At 38.2% G+C, this 16288-nt stretch carries 18 protein-coding genes and 1 pseudogene; 8 read left to right on the top strand and 11 right to left on the bottom strand.

The window, feature by feature from the left end; translation table 11 throughout:
• Positions 1-215 precede the first annotated feature (215 nt).
• Positions 216-401, top strand: a complete 186-nt coding sequence (locus QFX38_07410) for a hypothetical protein (protein MDI9624697.1) — start codon at positions 216-218, stop codon at positions 399-401.
• A gap of 1223 nt (positions 402-1624) precedes the next feature.
• On the opposite strand, the gene QFX38_07415 is transcribed toward QFX38_07410, so the two are convergent.
• The 11 genes and pseudogenes from QFX38_07415 to QFX38_07465 all read right to left on the bottom strand — a co-directional run bounded on the left by QFX38_07415 (position 1625) and on the right by QFX38_07465 (position 8891).
• A complete protein-coding gene (locus QFX38_07415) occupies positions 1625-1900 on the bottom strand; it encodes a hypothetical protein (GenBank protein MDI9624698.1) in 276 nt (91 codons plus the stop codon).
• 143 nt (positions 1901-2043) lie between these two features.
• Positions 2044-2598, bottom strand: a complete 555-nt coding sequence (locus tag QFX38_07420; protein MDI9624699.1) for a hypothetical protein — start codon at positions 2596-2598, stop codon at positions 2044-2046.
• Between the two features lie 44 nt (positions 2599-2642).
• Positions 2643-2915: a hypothetical protein gene (locus QFX38_07425; protein MDI9624700.1), complete on the bottom strand. Its 273-nt coding sequence runs from the start codon at positions 2913-2915 to the stop codon at positions 2643-2645.
• On the bottom strand, positions 2893-3087 hold the full coding sequence (locus tag QFX38_07430; GenBank protein ID MDI9624701.1) for a hypothetical protein: 195 nt from the start codon (positions 3085-3087) through the stop codon (positions 2893-2895). Before QFX38_07430 ends, QFX38_07425 begins: the two co-directional genes overlap by 23 nt.
• Positions 3088-3097: 10 nt before the next feature.
• Positions 3098-3304, bottom strand: a complete 207-nt coding sequence (locus QFX38_07435; GenBank protein MDI9624702.1) for a hypothetical protein — start codon at positions 3302-3304, stop codon at positions 3098-3100.
• Between the two features lie 988 nt (positions 3305-4292).
• Positions 4293-4448, bottom strand: a complete 156-nt coding sequence (locus QFX38_07440) for a hypothetical protein (protein ID MDI9624703.1) — start codon at positions 4446-4448, stop codon at positions 4293-4295.
• Positions 4400-5317: pseudogene (locus QFX38_07445) on the bottom strand (tetratricopeptide repeat protein). Before QFX38_07445 ends, QFX38_07440 begins: the two are co-directional and overlap by 49 nt.
• Positions 5314-5754, bottom strand: coding sequence for a hypothetical protein (locus QFX38_07450; GenBank protein ID MDI9624704.1), 441 nt, complete (start codon positions 5752-5754; stop codon positions 5314-5316). Before QFX38_07450 ends, QFX38_07445 begins: the two are co-directional and overlap by 4 nt.
• Positions 5755-5778: 24 nt before the next feature.
• On the bottom strand, positions 5779-6426 hold the full coding sequence (locus QFX38_07455) for a tetratricopeptide repeat protein (protein MDI9624705.1): 648 nt from the start codon (positions 6424-6426) through the stop codon (positions 5779-5781).
• Positions 6401-8278 carry a hypothetical protein gene (locus tag QFX38_07460; GenBank protein ID MDI9624706.1) on the bottom strand — a complete coding sequence of 626 codons (1878 nt, stop codon included), beginning with the start codon at positions 8276-8278 and terminating at the stop codon, positions 6401-6403. The genes QFX38_07455 and QFX38_07460 overlap by 26 nt, the downstream gene beginning before the upstream one ends.
• Entirely contained in the window at positions 8172-8891 is a 720-nt protein-coding gene (locus tag QFX38_07465; GenBank protein MDI9624707.1) for a pseudomurein-binding repeat-containing protein, read from the bottom strand. The genes QFX38_07460 and QFX38_07465 overlap by 107 nt, the downstream gene beginning before the upstream one ends.
• Before the next feature lie 457 nt (positions 8892-9348).
• Here QFX38_07465 and QFX38_07470 point away from each other — a divergent pair, with 457 nt between their 5' ends.
• From QFX38_07470 to QFX38_07500, 7 genes are all read left to right on the top strand, one after another.
• On the top strand, positions 9349-10035 hold the full coding sequence (locus tag QFX38_07470) for a glycosyltransferase family 2 protein (protein MDI9624708.1): 687 nt from the start codon (positions 9349-9351) through the stop codon (positions 10033-10035).
• 10 nt (positions 10036-10045) lie between these two features.
• On the top strand, positions 10046-11014 hold the full coding sequence (locus QFX38_07475; protein ID MDI9624709.1) for a glycosyltransferase: 969 nt from the start codon (positions 10046-10048) through the stop codon (positions 11012-11014).
• 47 nt (positions 11015-11061) lie between these two features.
• Positions 11062-12459, top strand: coding sequence for a radical SAM protein (locus QFX38_07480; protein ID MDI9624710.1), 1398 nt, complete (start codon positions 11062-11064; stop codon positions 12457-12459).
• A 132-nt stretch (positions 12460-12591) separates the two neighbouring features.
• Positions 12592-13734: a glycosyltransferase family 4 protein gene (locus tag QFX38_07485; GenBank protein ID MDI9624711.1), complete on the top strand. Its 1143-nt coding sequence runs from the start codon at positions 12592-12594 to the stop codon at positions 13732-13734.
• 385 nt (positions 13735-14119) lie between these two features.
• Positions 14120-15319: a glycosyltransferase family 4 protein gene (locus QFX38_07490; GenBank protein MDI9624712.1), complete on the top strand. Its 1200-nt coding sequence runs from the start codon at positions 14120-14122 to the stop codon at positions 15317-15319.
• A gap of 3 nt (positions 15320-15322) precedes the next feature.
• On the top strand, positions 15323-15985 hold the full coding sequence (locus QFX38_07495) for an FkbM family methyltransferase (GenBank protein ID MDI9624713.1): 663 nt from the start codon (positions 15323-15325) through the stop codon (positions 15983-15985).
• Positions 15960-16265: an FkbM family methyltransferase gene (locus tag QFX38_07500; GenBank protein MDI9624714.1), complete on the top strand. Its 306-nt coding sequence runs from the start codon at positions 15960-15962 to the stop codon at positions 16263-16265. The genes QFX38_07495 and QFX38_07500 overlap by 26 nt, the downstream gene beginning before the upstream one ends.
• Positions 16266-16288: the final 23 nt, after the last annotated feature.

Here is a 16288-nt window from a genome sequence, read left to right on the forward strand (position 1 = left end):
GTTTATATTTTTATATTTTTTTTATTTGCAAGCCGCCAAAAATATGATCATCCTCTGTAAAAAGCCAATTCTTCATGCAATACATCATGGATCTTACTATTATGTTCAGGGCGTGGCTGGAAAGCTTTGCGGTTATAATAACCAGAATCAAAATGTGGAAGCGCTGGAAGTCCAGCGAAAATCTTATAAGCGCTTCAATCCCTACATAATGTCCAATGGCACTCTTATCTAAAGTAGCATACAAGTTAATCATAATATGTGCAACATATGGTGAAAAGTGTGCTGACGGGCACATACGACTATCAGCTACAAGCCTTTCCCATCTTCTACATCTAGATACTCCTCTAAGGAGGCCATTCAATTGCTCTTATCATTATTCAAGTATGCGTAGTGGCTTCTAATGTCTTCTTGTCATTATGATAATCTTGAAGACAGATGTTATAGTCACTTATCTTTTTAGGAACGATAATTTTGTATTGAATACCTTCTAATTTTCTACCAAGCAAATGATTGATATAATTCGTGCAGACTGTGGGAGAAAACATATCCCCTCATATTACATGCAAGAATTTAATGATCTAGCTACTTCCAGCATTTTAACAATTAATATCACCTATGTAAAAGATCCAAATATTTCTAAATATTTTGAAACATGGGGGTGTAGGCACTGGATTTTAATGAAATACACCAATAGGAAACATTGGAATTCACAATCGAAGACTTCCAATAACCAAAAATAATAATACAATGGGGTAAACGACGCAAAAAGAAAATAAAAAGCATTTTAACAATGTTAAAAACATTTTAAAAAGATCTAGCATTCTCACCACTTAGTCTAGATCACTTTATCTAATATAACAAAATAAGACCGCCGAATTAACCCTAAACAAACCATCAGCCCGAAAACCCACCTAAGACCCGCTTTATTCGTCCGATGATTAGCCCGCACCTTCGCTTGCATTCGGTAGCGGAATTTTTATTATTTACACAAATTTTGATACGATGTTACATGGTTTGGGAGTTGTATAGTATCGCTTTTTTTGCTATGCACTTAATAAAATAGGGTTATCCAGTATTTTACAAGGCCAGGGAGCTCCATATTTGCTTTTTCCATCCCGCACGGTAAAGTATTTTTTTCAACTTCTTTATCCAAGGATCCACACACTCTGGGTGCTGATAGTCCCCCCATGATTGTTTTGTCATGGCAGCCTTTCCTTTATTTGCTCAAAAGAATTAGGGGGGGCGAAGCCTATAGCAAAATGTGGACACCAAAACCATGTTAGGGTTTTGATCATCTCCAATAATATGCTGTCTATTATGGCCCACACCACCCAGATAGATAACTAAAAAATGTACCTTATGCACCTCAATGTTTCATCCCACCCAAGCTTGGGGGGTTTTTCAGAGTAAACTTTCTAATAACATGGCAGTTAAGGACTAGGTGTTTGAACGTCGTTGCGTTGATTGTAGAATTGGTGTGCAACATCCTGTACCATTCCAATGCTTCATCCAGGGATCTTGAAGGGATCCTTGACATCATTCTCTTTGAGGATTGGTGTTTTGACCTTTTCTCACAGCATGCCAAGCCATATCATAATATCCCTGATAAGACGAACTAATAATATCAGGTAATAATAGTTAGAGTAACCTGAAATATCCTAGTCTCTGTCCATTTCATCCCCTTAACTTTCCCTATCCAATATAAGAGGACGAAAGAAAAACTGAGGGGTAGAGGAACTCCCCAAACATCTGATTCGATAGCATAGATAGCAGCAAGCAGCGCACTACTTATAAACCCGCAGAAAAGAAAAGCCAACCTCTTTCCTATGAGGAGCCCTAGCGCTCCTATGAGAGAACCTATGATACCAATCATCTCTAGCATAGATATGGTCCAGTGCAAGTTTAAACCTCCACACTCTCATCCATCATCTCTATACCACCTCCACTACCTCCACACTCTTATCTATCGTATCTAGACCGCCCCATATTAGAGAAATATCACCCCCTAGCTCGGAGATGCATTCTGGAGTGAGTAGACCTTCACTACAAGCCTCTCCAGTACATGCGATAATCAACTTCAAAGTACCCAGACCTACAAAGAACAATCCTTTGAGAAATTCGTTCCAGTTTTTTATTTTTATTTGTTGGGTGTGTGTTGTGGTAGCATGCTCCTCCTGTTCCTGCTGCGCCGCTTAGCCATCCTAGTAGTGGATAGTATTTGTCGATTATTGTTTGCCCGTCTGATGCAAGGTCTATAAACATGTAGACTTGGCCTGGTGTATCTATCTCTAGGTATTCTATGTAGCATGGGTCATGGTAGATGGTTGCATTTCCGTTTTCTAATGCGCTTAGGATTTCCTTAACTGGGGATATCGTGTTGATCCCTATTTTATTTAGCATTATTGTTTCTAGTTCTTTGATGAGCAGGCCTCTTGCAATGTTAAATGCTTTCACCCTTTTGAGATAATCGCGGGGGTCGCTGTTCATTTCATCCCAGAGATTGTAGTCATTGTGGCTAATGAGGGTGCAAGCTGGGGTGTGCATGTAAGTATATCCGTCCCCTCCGATGAATCCGAGGTTGGTGACGCCGCAGATCATGAATATGGGATGTATGTAGGTTTTGGGCTGCTATTCGCAGGGCATCATCCCAATGTTTTGAATGCTGTTAGGAATGTTCCATAGGCCGCTGTCTTCCATGGTGTTTCGAAGTGGCATGTTTCCCAGTTTGCCCTGATTGGATCTGGGAGCTCGGGTCCAGCTATGCACAGGCTTATCACTTCTTCAAAACCTGCATCACCACCCGCCCACAAATTCTTGTAATGGACGTTCACATCTTTGCTGAATAGGAGGGAAGGCCATGATTGATATGCGGGTTTGTATTTGAAAGCGATTTTAATAGGATTTCCAGGTTTCATGGTCGCTTGGCCATCCTTCTCTGAATCCTTCGTAAAGCCATGGGTCATAGAAGCTCCATTTTCCCATGGTCTGACCATTTACGATCACGCCTATTTGTTCAACTGCTCCAGTATCATCCTCGAAATGTTCAATTGGCCCGGCATCTCTGAAATAGACGCTTATCCAAGTCACGTCATCTGGATTAACTAGGATATTTATCTTGGGATGGTGGCGATCCTGCAGGTCCTGATATTGTCCAACCCTTTGTCTGGTTTATCTCTATGGTTACATTACCAGGGTTTTGAGAAGTGCAACCCGGCGCCACTATATCATATGTTGAATTCGATGCTGAAACACCACCTATAAGAAGGGAACATAACAATGCGAAAAACAAAACCCTTCTTAACATTCTTTTCACCCCCCAAATAAAATAGTAATACAAAATCGTATAAAAAGATTACTACTAGGTGAAAACAGAAAAGCTTATCAAGCAAAAGCCAATACTGCCTCATCCCCACCGTAGAGTACCATCAAGGTTCTTGGCATTTTCAGCATCATGATAATTGCACATCATATGTTAGCTGTGATAATACATGATATCTCCCGTGTTTTGTTAAGCAGGAGCACCTGGAAGAACAATTATAAGTAGTAAAAATATTATAAATGTGAGGATTTCGATTGCCCCTTTTTCTTCGCCTTTAAACGCTTTCTTAGACTAGATAAAATAGGAGTACAAAATTTATCATTAAAAGAAACACTAACAATAATCTGACCTGTGCCTGCATCACTGCATATGATCTAATGGCCAGCAAAGTTACTGGAACCATGAAAGATGACAAAATAACCGCAATATAATAAAGAAGCCTAAATGTATCGAGCATCCTCCCACCTCAAACTACCATCAGGGTTCTTCGGTATTTCAATATAGTGTATACAATTATCCGCACCAATGTATGCTTCCAGTTTGTATCCATATATCGGGCCACGATGAAGGGATATATACTTCCAGTATTCCCTAATGATCCCTTATATTAAGAATCAAATCCCCTTCTCCCTTAATACAACCAATAAGGCTAAATCCAGTTGCCGCAAAGGATCCTCCTTCTAACATAAAATAACAGCCACCAACCACACCTACTGCATCTACAATATCCCATGGGATGTATGTTTGATGTTCCACTATAAATTCTTTGATGCTGCCTGTAATGTTGTTGAGGTTGGAGTGTATTGTTGTTGCGTATGCTGCTATGTTAACTCCTAGAGGCCCTGACCCACCAAGCCATAACCGAGTATATCAAAGGTTATGGGGTTATTTAGGGCGAGTCGCATTGAAGCTATAAGACCCATGAAGGCTTTTCTCTCGCTGTTCTTTAAGCCTTCAAAGGTTTGCTGTGCTATTACCCCAAGAGTGACTTTAGCCTTTCATTTGGAGTTCTTTCAGGGCTTTTTTGGCTTTTTTGTATTCTGGGTCTATTTTCAGGGCTCTTTTGTAGGATTTTTTGGCTTTTTGGTGTTTTCCAAGTTTTTGTAGTGTTTTTCCTTGCATGTACCATAGTGTTTTGTTTTGGGGGTTTAGTTTGAGGGCTTTCTCGTGGCATTTCAGGGCTTCCTCTGGTTTTTTGAGGTCTTCCAAGATTATCCCTTTCCATTTCCATGCATCGACGAATTCTGGGTTTATTTCAAGGGCTTTTTCAAAGCATTCCAGCGCCTCCTCATATTTTCCAAGTTTCCTGAGGAGTACTCCCTTGTTAGCCCATGTTCTATCGTCTTCTGGATCTATTTGTAGTGCCCTTTCATAGCATTCCATTGCTTCATCATATCTCTTAAGTTCTTCAAGAATTAGTGCTTTGTTGTTCCATGCCTCTACGAATTCTGCGTTTATCTGTAATGCTTTTTCATAGCATTCCAGCGCATCCTCATATTTTCCAAGACTGCGTAATCCGTTACCTTTATTATACCATGCTTTTGCATTTTTTTGGTTTATTTTTAGTGCTTTTTCAAAGCATTCTATTGCTTTTTCAGGTTTACCGATTGTGTCAAGGAGCGCTCCTTTGTTGCTCCATGTTCCATCGTCTTCTGGATCTATTTGTAGTGCCCTTTCATAGCATTCCATTGCTTCATCATATCTCTTAAGTTCTTTAAGGACTACTCCTTTGTTGTTCCATGCTTCTGCTAGTTTTGGATTGTTTTTGAGGATTTTTTCATAACATTCTAAGGCTTTCTCTGGTCTTTTGAGTTTTAGTAGTGTCATTGCATTATAGTGCAAGATTTCCGGGTCGTTTGGACTCGCCTTGAGGGCTTTCCTGAATTCTTTAAGAGCTTCTTTGTATTTTCCCTGTTTTAGGCTTGATCGGCCCCCGTTGAGGTGCCATCCAGCCTTTCCCCTGGCTATCCAATCCTTTATCTTCTTAAGGGGATTCATGCTCCAGCCTCTCTCAACTTCTTTTCTAGGTAGTTTTTGAATCCTAGTATGCATGCCTCTATCGCCTCGCGATTCTCATATGTTAACAGGGCCGCAACGCCCATCCCGGTGCCTATTATAGTGCTTCCATGTTCTATGGCCTCCACAACATCCCCATCCTTTAAAGCCTCCTTGAACAGCTCCCATTCATCCCTCATGAGTTTACATAAATTATTCATAGCCCTTTCTATATCGTCGGGATCGCCAACACCACCACTGCTAACCGCCCTTAGAATATCTACGGCTTCTCTATACTCATTTACCATTCTACGGGTCCGTCCGTCTGGCTGTCTTGATAGTATTTCAAGATAGTTTTGTATTGGTTGTGTGTCTCCTGTTAGTAATGTGTAGGTGATGAATGTTGGCAGACCACCTAGTGTTAGTAGTAGTGTAATCATTGCGACATTTTCGAGATTGTAATATCAAGCTTTTTCTTGGTTTTTAAGTTTTTTGTGAAGTGCTGCTTTGGTCTTGTGTAATAGTTTGTTTTTTGGGTCTATTTTGAGTGCTTTGTCGAAGTATTTTAGGGCTTTTTTGTATTTGCCGATTTTGGATAATGTTATTCCCTTGTAAGTTAATGTTTCAATGTTTTTTGGGTTTATTTCTAGGGCTTTGTTGTAGCATTCTAATGCTTCATCATATTTGCCCAGCTCCTGAAGGGTTGTTCCTTTGTTGTTCCATGCTTCTATAAGTTCAGGGTTTATTTCTAGGGCTTTGTTGTAGCACTTTAGTGCCTTTTTGTATTTTTTAAGTTCTTTTAGTATTATTCCCTTGTTGTTCCATGCTTCTGCATATTCCGGATTTATTTTTAATGCTTTGTCATAATATTTTAAAGCTTTTTGGTATTCTTTGTTTTTGGTGAAACAGAATCCTATGTTGAATAAATCTTTCTCAGTTTTTGATATGAGGAGCTTATAGACATTTATGGCTTTTTCATACTCTTCTTTTTCAATTAATCCCAACGCGATTTTTCCTAGAGAATATTCTATGAAAATGAAGACTACGCTTAATAGAAATATAAATATGAGTGCATTTAAATCCAATTTAACCTCCTCCAGTTTCTTTTTCAAGAACAGCCTTCACAAATTCCTTAAAGCCACTCACCGCCCACGAACCAACCGTTATCCCTCCAGTAATAAGCTCAATACCATATTTCACAACACCCACGATATCCCCCCTCTTAAGAGAGTTATAGAACCTCACATATCTATCACGGAAAAACCCAAGGATATTTCCTCTTTTTCCATCGGGTCCTATTAAACTATTTGGATCTAAATTATTCTGAAGCTCTTTTATCACATTATCCAAGACTTCATTAGGATCCGTTATCTTCTTTAAAAGTAATTCAAAGTATGTAGCATCCTTACTCAACCATGCATACGCCATAGCAAGATGTATGCCAGCTGGTGTTAGTAGTAGTGTCATTATTGCGGCGTCTTTGATGTATGGTAGCCATTCAGGATGCTCCATGATAATATATGCGGCCAGGGTAACAGCCAAACTCAAACCAAGGGTTTCTGGGGCTGAAAGCACACCCAGTTCAAGCACAGCAGCCTCGGCTGTTGAAACACCAGCAACACCAATAAATTTCCACCAACCACTCCCATTCAAAATTTCATTCCCAAGTTTTTTGGCTAGTTCTGTTTGTTGGTGGTAGTAGCAGTATGCTCCCATAAGATTGTAGATTATGTCTCTGACTATTCCTGTTTTATGGTCTATTATGATGTATCTTCCTTGGTTGTCAGTGATTAGAGTATAATTTTCGGTTTCGAGGATGTCTAGTGGCTCTCCATTGAGTAGTTTCTGGCCTATTCCTGTTATTGGGGCGGTTGTGGGGTCTGATCCTGGGAATAGGGCTTCCATAACATAGTATTCTATTGGGTTTATTGTGGATGTCCTTGCGTAGTTGAATGCTTTCAGGTTTTGTGTTGTTCCGTTGGCTTTCACTCCCATGTTGTGGTTGCATTCCAGGCTTATCCATGTCGCTGGGCTGTGGTCTCCTGCTGAGACCATCGCTGGCTTGGTTCTTGTCCATGTTGTGTTGTATTTTGCGGCTGCTTGGTCTGCGATGAGATCGTGGAGGTATATTGTTTCGAGGCCTGCGAGGAATAGTCCGTAGGCTGCTTTTAATGGTCCTGGAGGGTATTCTTTGTTTAGCCAGTATTGTAGTGTCTGGTTTGTTATTTTTTTGGTGGCTATGGTGTAGGTTATAATGGCGTCATAGTTGCTGGCTTCCCAGGTTAGGGTGTCATTTATTATTATGTTGGGTGCTGTTTCTCCTGGGGGGTGTATGTAGTAGCCGTTTGTGTAGAGTAGTAGGAGCGTCCTTGTTGATCGGTTCCCTGGGAATGTTATGTTGGCTATTGTGACACTTTCTTCGCCAGGATATTCTATGTTGACTTGGAGGATGTCTATGCATCTTCCATGGTTTGTTAGGATGAAGTTCTTTTCTTGTCCTGTTAGGTTGAAGTTGTTGAGGTATTCATTTATTGTTTCGAATTCGTCGAGTCCGAGTTTTGTGCAGATTTCTATGAGTCTGTTCAGTCCTGCGGTGGCGGTCCAGACAATTTCTCTTTGACTTTGCCTGTTCACTTGATAGAATGGGTTGGTTAGCTCTGCCAGTTTATATGCTACACCATCCTCCACAAGGAATACTGTCTCATTGAATGGGCCTGTAGCCATGGCCCCTATACTAATCCATTTGGCTGTATTGTTAAGAGGAATTTTAAAGGTTAAGTTTAAAGTTTGTCCCAAAAACGTTACTGCTGTTGAATTAACATGAATTGTCGCAAGCATAACCTCCAACATCATCGTCCTAGTGGATGTGACACCATAACCCCGGACGGTAAGGTTTACGGTGTATGTTCCTGCTTTGTAGGTGTGTGTCGGGTTTTTTTTCAGTGCTTGTTGTGTTGTCTCCAAAGTCCCATTGCAATGACTGGATAGAACCTGTGCTCTTATCCATGAAATAGGTGGTGTAACCTTCGATTTTGTAGGTGTAGTCGGCCCGTGGCCTTGTGATGGTTCCTCCCTTTTTTGTTATTTGCTGTATTGTGATGTGGTCTGGTAGTTTGCCTGTGCTGTTGTAGAAGTTTATTATCCTTGCATAGGCATAGATCAGGCTTTCGTAGCGCACTTGTCCAATGGCTGTGTTGGCATAATTCGGCGACCTGCCATTGGATTCCATGAAGTTTTTGATGTTCTGGGCCGCCTGCAAATATCCGCTTTTGTATAGTGTTCCTGTTGCCACCCCACTCGGATTAGTAGGCGGATTATAATCAGGTAATGAAATACCGGTCCGTTTGCCCTGATTAAGGTTCAGGACAGTGGAGGACGCCACATACAAATAATTGTCTGATGTTATATTCTTCCCATTAACCACAACCACTGATGGTATACGGTTCTGCGATGCTGTATAATTCCCTATCATCTTAGAAGTGTCACAAACCTCATCATAAGATAAACTCACAGCAAAAGAACCACCCACAAAATAAAAACACAAGAAAACTGCTACAAGGAACAAGAAACTCCTCATACACCACCACCAATAATATGATAATACAAAATCGTATAAAAAGATTACTATCAGGTGGGGATCGAAGAACATAAATGGGGGAGAGTGCACCCTCCAGGATTTAACCAAGCAATACCCTACAGTTGCTCCATTTTGCAAATATTGCCTGAAATTTTTCCAGGAAACCTTCTCCATTCTTTCACGTCCGGAAAACTGTCAATTGCAAATGGAAGTTTCACATTTCCCAAGCACACTACAAAGAACTAAATCTACCCCTCACCGAAACCTCCAAATTACAATTGTTCGTTATAGGGCGGAATAACGAAGAAAACCCTCCCAAAACCTTGATCTGACATCCCCCCAAGTAAACTTAATAAAAAAAATCATAAACCATAAAAACAAAAAAAACTTATAAAAAAGGGGAGAATAAAAAACAAAATTAACTAAAAAGATTTTAGAGTTCTGGAGGAATATTTCAATGCTAATTTCTGTAGTGATACCAGCCCTTAACGAAGAAGGCCTTGTAGGAAAAACCATAAAATCAATCCCCACAGACAAACTCAAACAAGAAGGATTCAAAGTAGAAGTAATTGTAGTTGATAATGCATCAGAAGACAATACAGGCAAAGAAGCAGCCGAAGCCGGTGCAAAGGTCGTAAGAGAAGAAAAAAGAGGTTATGGTAATGCTTATCAGCGAGGATTCAAGGAGGCCAAGGGTGACATCATAATCATGGGAGATGCTGACTTCACATACCCCATGGAAATGATACCAAAATTCATAGAAGAAATACTCAAAGGATATGATTTCGTAATAGGAGACCGTCTAAATGGCATGATGGAAGATGGTGCAATGCCAGCCCTCCACAAATACATAGGAAACCCCATACTATCAAAAATACTAAACATCCTCTTCAACAATAATATAAGAGACACGCATTGTGGGATGAGGGCCATTACAAGAGAGGCCCTTGAAAAGTTAGATCTGAAGGCGCCTGGAATGGAATTCGCCATAGAAATGGTCATAGAAGCCACCGAAAAAAACCTAAAAATCAAACAAATACCCATACCATACAGAAAACGAGAAGGAGAAGCCAAACTACACTCATTCAAAGACGGATGGAGACACATAAAATACATGCTAAAAAGGAAATTCGCCACTATATAAGGTGTTATAAATGCTCCCACGCGTCTCAGTAGTAATACCAATGAGGAACGAAGCTAAGATCCTTAAAAAGTGCCTCCAAGCCATGGAAAAGCTAGATTACCCAGATAACCTATTAGAGATAGTTATAGTTAATGATGGATCAACAGACAACACCAGAGAACTTATACTCGAGACAAATTGGTCATTCAATTATCAGTACATTGAAACAGAAGGCGTTGGAGTTTCAAAGGCCAGGGATATCGGCTTTAAAAAGGCCAATGGTGATTTCATAGCCTTCACGGATGCAGATTGCATAGTAAAAGAAGATTGGATAAAAAGACTCCTCGAACCATTCGATGATGGCGTTGCTGCTGTTGGAGGGCCTAATGTTACACCAGAGGACGATAAACCATTCGCAAAATGTGTTGGATTAGCATTATCATTCTTGAGCAAACCAGGTGCAAGATACGCTTATGAAGGCAAGAAAGTACATGAGATCCACCATAACCCCACCTGTAATGTAATGTACCGTAAAAGCGTCCTCGAAGAGGTTGGAGGTTTCAATCACAACTTAGTGACAACGGATGATGAAGAACTAGATTATAGGATAAGAAAAAAGGGCTACAAGATAATTTATACGCCATTTGCACGAGTCAAACATTATAGAAGACCCAACTGGAAAAAATATGCAAAGATGGCATACTATTATGGACTTGGCAGGATGCAATCAACCAAAATACACCCTAGGATGGCCCGCTGGTTCCACTTCGCACCCCCACTATATATGATATTACTTATAATATTATTGATACTTTCAATTTATAGCCAATTCTTCTTTTATATATTCCTCACAATATTAGTATTCAATGTGGTGGGAGTGCTCGTTGTGGCATTATTGTATACACATAGTTCAGAGTGTCGAACTTTAACCTTTTTCTCTCTTGTTAATCTTTGGATTTTCTTGTATGGAGCTGGGATGATAAGAGGTGCTTTCAAATGAAAATTTACCTCCTGAATCCTCCTTATATGCCTCATTTTGGGCGTGGAATGAGATGGCAAGACACCGGACGGGGTGGAACACTCTACTATCCAATATGGTTATCATATGCCGCAGCCCTCCTTGATAAATATCACAAAATCAAACTTGTAGACGCACCCGCATGGAACTGGGACAAAAAAGATGTCCTAAAAGATATAGAAAAATTCCAACCAGAACTGATAATAATAGATAGTAGTTTTCCTAGCCTCAACAACGACATCAAAGTTGCAGAATACATAAAACAAAACTATAATTGTAAGAACATATTGGTAGGACCTCCAGGATCCCAATTCCCGGAAAAAATACTCCAAAGTTTTGGTGTAGATATCGTTACAAGATACGAATACGATTTCACTCTTAAGGAGCTTGCAGAAAAACTAAAATCTTCAAATGATATCTCCCTCGTAAAGGGAATATCCTACAAAGAAAATGGTAGGATCATCCATAACCCAGACAGGGAACTTTCCACATCGGAAGACCTTGACAAGATACCATTCGTCACAAAAATATACAAGAAATTCCTCAACATCAAAGACTATTTCCTCGGAAGCTCATTATACCCAGAAGTCCAAATATTCACCGGACGCGGCTGCCCATTCCAATGCACATTCTGTTCATGGCCCCAGACACTCATGGGGAGAAAATATCGTGTAAGAAGCATAGAAAATGTCCTAGACGAACTTGAATGGATTGAAAAAAACTTGCCACAAGTAAAGGAAGTTTTCTTTGAGGATGATACCTTCACCATAAACAAAAAGAGGGTCTTGAGATTCTGCCAAGAATACAAAGAAAGAGACCTCAAGATAACATGGGCATGCAATGCAAGAGTCGGACTAGATTACGAAACAATGAAAGAGATGAAAAAAGCAAACTGCCGACTCCTCATCGTAGGCTTTGAATCAGGAAATAATAACATCTTGAAAAATATCAGAAAAGGTATTACAGTAGAGGATATACGAAAATTTTCAAAGGATGCTAAAAAGGCTGATCTGCTCGTACATGGAGATTTCATTATTGGCTTGCCTGGTGAAACCCGAGAAACAATCAAAAACACAAGAAAGCTTATATGGGAGATAAAACCCGACATACTACAGGTTTCCGTTGCTTCACCATTTCCTGGCACAGAATTTTATGAGTGGTGTCATAAGAACGGTTATCTCGTAACTAGCGACCCCAATGAGTACCTTGACGAACAAGGACACCAAAAATCCATAATAAGATACCCAGAACTTACAGAAGACGAAATAACAGAGGAAGTCAACAAGATATTAAAAGATTATTACCTTTCACCTTCCTATTTTAGGATTGCATTGCGCCAAGTACTGCGAAAAAATGGAATCCACGAACTCCAAAGATTAATATATTCGGCTAGAATGTTTTTAAAGTATCTTGGAGGATCAGCATAAAATATTACTACTTTAAAGAAAAGTGGTATGAGATACTTTTTACTGAAAAAATATACAAATGCTCAAGAGAGTTTGTGAGGCCTTAAAGTGAAAATAAATTATTTTATAACTCATTTCCCTTATAAGAATCATTTGGCTGATGAAACTTATTTTGCCCGTTACAAGCATGGAGGAGCTGAACTGGCAGCTTATTATCTAGCTTTAAAGATGGCAGAACATAATAATATCAATATATTCACGACTTCAATTAATTCCAAGGACTTTTTTGAAGAGTATAAAGGAATTCAAATACATCGTTATGGTACAAATTTTACAATAGAAAAAGGGAATATTTCATTTGGATTGTTCAGAAAACCCCTGAATTATGACGCAGATATAGTCCATGCACATTTCAGCACCCCTCCAGCCGAAATAGCTGCATTATTATATGCAAAGAAGAAAAAAATACCGTTTGTATTAACATATCATGGGGATTGGCAGGAAAGTTTTGGTAGTATCACTAGAAGAATACCATTGTATTTTTATAATAAATTTTTAATCCGAAGAGTTCTAGATTCAACAGATCTCGTTATTGTACCTTCCAAATATTACATTAATGAATCAAGATTTCTCGGAAAATACAAAGATAAAATAACAGTAATCCCAAATGGCATAAATATAGAAGATTTTGAGATTCCCTTGGAAAAGGAAGAATGTAGACAAAAACTTGGTTTAACACGTGATAGGAATATCATTTTATTTTTAGGAAATCTGATCCAATATAAAGGGCCCGACATTCTAATAAAAGCGATGAAATTAATAGTAGAGAAAATCCCAAACACGGAATTAATATTAGTGGGAAGTGGACCTATGGAAAGGGAGCTTAAAAGATTATCAAAAAATCTAAATATTGAAGAGCATATAATGTTCGCTGGATTTGTTGGTGATTCTTTTAAAAAGGCATTATATTATAAAGCTGCTGACATTTTTTGCCTACCTTCAACCATGAGCACGGAATCATTTGGTATTGTAAATCTAGAAGCGATGACTTGTGGTTTACCAATTATAGCTTCAAAAATTGGTGGAATTCCAGATGTTATCAAAAATGGGAAAACAGGTTTATTGGTACCTCCAAAAAATCCAGATGCATTATCAGATGCCATCATAAGATTATTAGAGGATACTGAACTTGCAAGGAAAATGGGTTACAATGGGAAGAAAATGGTTGAAAAAAATTATACATGGGATAAAGTTGCTAAAATAACTGAAAGAGTTTATGAAGAAGTTGTTTCATAAATTGCTTAATTGTCGGCTTAGTGTGAATAAATGGGGCTATAGGGAAAATGGCATTACCTCTATATGTTTATTTTTAAACTTAATCAGGATATTCTGGTTTAAAGACTTTAAACTTTTTTGTTAATTTTAATGTTATAAGCAGATTATTGATCTAAAATTCATAATTTCCATGATCACTAATTTTTTAGATGAATAGGTGTTCAAATTCATAATAAAAAGAAGATTTATAGGACCAGATATATTATTTAAAAGAAAAAAAGAGAGTTGTTGAAAATGCATTTAATATAAAAAAAATCAGAGATTTCAGGAGCCTAAATAATTATCTACAATAAAGAGTATAGCTTTAAAAAAGAAGTAAACTTTTCATATTAGAAGGAGGCTAAAAATGAAAATATGTTTTATTTCAACTCTTTATCCCCCAGCCATAATCGGAGGCGCGGAAATTGTAGCACAAAAGACTGCAGACAATTTATCGAAGAAAGGACATCAAGTTAGCATAATAACGACTAGCAAAAATAGAAAAATTCGCAAAGAAATTATTAATAATATTAAAATATACAGATTGCCTTTAAACATTTATTCAATTACCGAGTTTCGTAAACAACATATCATAAAAAGGGCATTATGGCACCTAATAGAATTATTTAATGTAAGTGCTTACATAAAAATAAAAAGAATATTAGAAAAAGAAGCACCTGATTTGGTTCATATACACGATTACAAGGGTTTATCTGTACTATCTTTTAAAGCCGTGAAAGACCTTAACCTACCTTTGATTTTCACTGCACATGACTACACACCTATATGTATAAGGAGCAACCTCTTAAATGGAAAAGGCCAAATATGCAAAAATAAAAAATTACCTTGCAAAATATATAGTAGAGTTCGCAAATTTATTATAGATCACAAACCAGATGTGATTATTGCACCATCTAAATTCGTGCTCGAAAAGCTCGAATCTGAAGGCTTATTCAAAAATTCCAGGAAAATAGTGATCCCCAACCCAACAGAACCAAAAAATGAAAACAGCGAAAAAACATATGACATAATCGATATATTATTTGTGGGATCGCTTTCTAAACATAAAGGCCCAGATATCCTTATCCAAAGTTTCAAAAAAGTTAAAGGGGATAATTTAAGACTCCATATTGTAGGAACGGGCCCGTGCCTTGATAAATTGAAAAAGCTTGCAGGAAAAGATAAGAGGATAATATTTCATGGATTTCTGCGTGGTGAGAAACTTATGGACATGTATAAGATGGCGAATGTTACGGTTGTACCCTCAATATGGTATGATAATTCCCCCATGGTAATCTATGAGAGTTTCATGTGTTCGACGCCAGTGATTGCAAGCAGAATCGGTGGAATACCAGAACTTGTAAAAGATGGTTATAATGGTTTCTTATTTGAACCTGGTAGTGTGGATGAACTCACTAAGATATTGAATGAAATTTCAGAAAATCCGATGATCCTCAAAAAATTAGAAAAGAATGCACATAAATCAAGCAAGAAATATGATATAAAAAGGCATATAAATAGTTTGGAGAAAATCTATACGGGCCTAATAGAAGAAAGGAGAGGGTGAAATTTGCATTTTGATAAAATATTTGCAAGTAAGTTGATGCATCCTAGAAGCCCACTATGGTTGTCATGGTATACTCTTAGGGGTGCTGAAAAGGTTTTCAGGGCAGTTAGGAATCCTTTGAAGGCTTTCATGTTCTGGCTCGGCTTTTTCAATGAATGTACTTTAAATTTAAAATATTTGGGTAAAATAAAGGTTGAAAGGGATGATCTGAAGAGTAATTTTCTTCAGGCGCTTGTGAGCGCATGTTCCAGAGATTTGAGTTTTGAACAGCGGAAAAAACTTTACAATATAATTGCACAAAAAGATAATGACATGATAGAAGTTGGTGATGTGAAGATAAAAAATGTGATACCTCTCTTTATTTTATTGGAGATTTTTGTGTTGGAAGATTACAAGTTTACAAAGCTAAAGCAGGGCGATGTTATATTGGATATTGGGGCTTCAATCGCTGACAGTAGCCTTTATCTTGCAAGGGAAGGATATACTGTTTATGCATTTGAACCTAACCCTGAAATATATAAGATCGGAGAAGAAAATCTTAAACTTAATCCCCATCTCGCAAGGAAAATCCATTACATAAACCAAAGCAATATCTACCAAAAAAGGAAAAATCAAACTAGATATAACAAGAGAAAGCCATATGGCCTCCCTATATACAAAAGGTGAAAACAAGACAACTGTAGATTCCACTACACTAAATGAAATAATAGAAGAATATAGTATAGTTCCTCGTGGATTAAAATTGGATTGTGAAGGCTGCGAATACGAAGTATTAGAGGAAGCACAATTATCACCATTTAAGGAGATAATATTAGAGTATCATCCGCAACCTACAAACAAACACCCAAATGACATAATAGAAAAGCTAGAGTTGGAGGGATTCGAGGTAAATTTAAGGGGCAATTATAGTATAGGATTGATCCATGCATGGAGGAAGAAAGTGTGAGACGAGACATACTCTACATCCTA

The sequence above is a fragment of the Methanothermobacter sp. genome (assembly GCA_030055615.1).
Classification (GTDB): domain Archaea; phylum Methanobacteriota; class Methanobacteria; order Methanobacteriales; family DSM-23052; genus Methanothermobacter_A.